This is a genomic window from Blastococcus deserti, assembly GCF_042682525.1.
In the GTDB taxonomy this organism is placed as follows: domain Bacteria; phylum Actinomycetota; class Actinomycetes; order Mycobacteriales; family Geodermatophilaceae; genus Blastococcus_B; species Blastococcus_B deserti.
On the sequence record NZ_JBHUHP010000026.1, the window covers coordinates 1 to 1,218 of the forward strand.

Here is a 1,218-nt window from a genome sequence, read left to right on the forward strand (position 1 = left end):
CCCACCCCCGGCCCGTCGGCCACCTCCGGCTCCGCCTCCAGCACCTCCACCACCCGGAAGACGCTGCCGGCTGCGCTCTGCAGGGTGGAGCCCGAGTACACGAGGGCGTGGAGCGGTCCGTAGAGCGAGCTGAGGTAGGCGAGGAAGACCAGGATCTCGCCGACGCTCAGGTCGCCGGCCAGCGCGTGCCCAGCACCGATCCAGGTCACCGAGGCCGTGCCCACCGCCGTCGCGCTCCCCACGCCGACCTTGAACCAGAGTTCCGTCCTCGTCTGGTCGAGGGTCCTTCGCAGGACGTCCTGCGTGCCGAGGTGCATCCGCCGATCACCGCTGGCCTCACCCGAGAACGCCTGCACGGTGGGGACGGCGGACAACGTCTCCTCCACGACCCGGTACAGCCGTCCCTCGGCCTCCTGGAGCGCGTAGTCCCTGGCCGCCATCGGGCGCGCCAGGAGCCACATCACCAGACCAAGGGGAGGAACCACGGCAAGGGCGACGACCGTCAGTACGGGGTCGATCCGGTACAGCACCAGGAACATGGACACGAGGCCGACAACTGCCGTGAGGACAGGCAGGGCCGCATCCCTCACGACTGCCGACACGCACGCCGAGTCCGTGGTCACCCGGCGGATGAGGTCGCCGACGCCTCGCCGCGCGTGGAACCGTAGCGAGAGCCGCTGGAGGTGACCGAGGAGATCGGCTGCCAGGTCGTACTGCATCCGCTGCCCGAAGCTGACGCGGGCCAGCTGGAGGAGCACGCCGACCGACCACTCGAGGAGGAAGACCGCTCCCGTTGCGAGGACCGCCCACAGCAGCAGGTTGTCCTTCGACGCCTCCCCCGGGAGCGACTCGAACGCCTGCCGCAGGGCCGGGGGCAGCACCTGCGTGCCGAGCACGCTGTCGACCACGATCGCCATCGGCCAAGGGCGCAGCAACATCATGGCGACGTCGAGCAGCATCGCGCCCACGACGGCCAGCAGCGCCAGCCAACGGCGCAGCGCATAACGGAAGAGCCGGCCGTAGAGGGGCAGCAGGCGGACGTCAGCGAAGGCGGTGTCAGGCACTGACCGGCTCCCCGTCGGGCCGACCGACCCGGCCTACGACCCGCGCGTCCGGGATGAGGGTAGGGGTGACCGACTCCCGCTCGGCGAGAGCCCACTGCGGCTGGTGGGTGTCCATGCGGGCGTAGCGGCCGCCGGCTGCGAGGAGCTGCTCGTG

Annotated in this window: 1 protein-coding gene; it reads right to left on the reverse strand. The window is 71.0% G+C overall.

What is annotated here, in order from left to right; genetic code table 11:
* Positions 1–1,064 (reverse strand): ABC transporter transmembrane domain-containing protein (locus ACFSHS_RS19015; protein ID WP_376879509.1); only part of this gene is annotated, 1,064 nt, incomplete at its 3' end.
* Positions 1,065–1,218 lie beyond the last annotated feature (154 nt).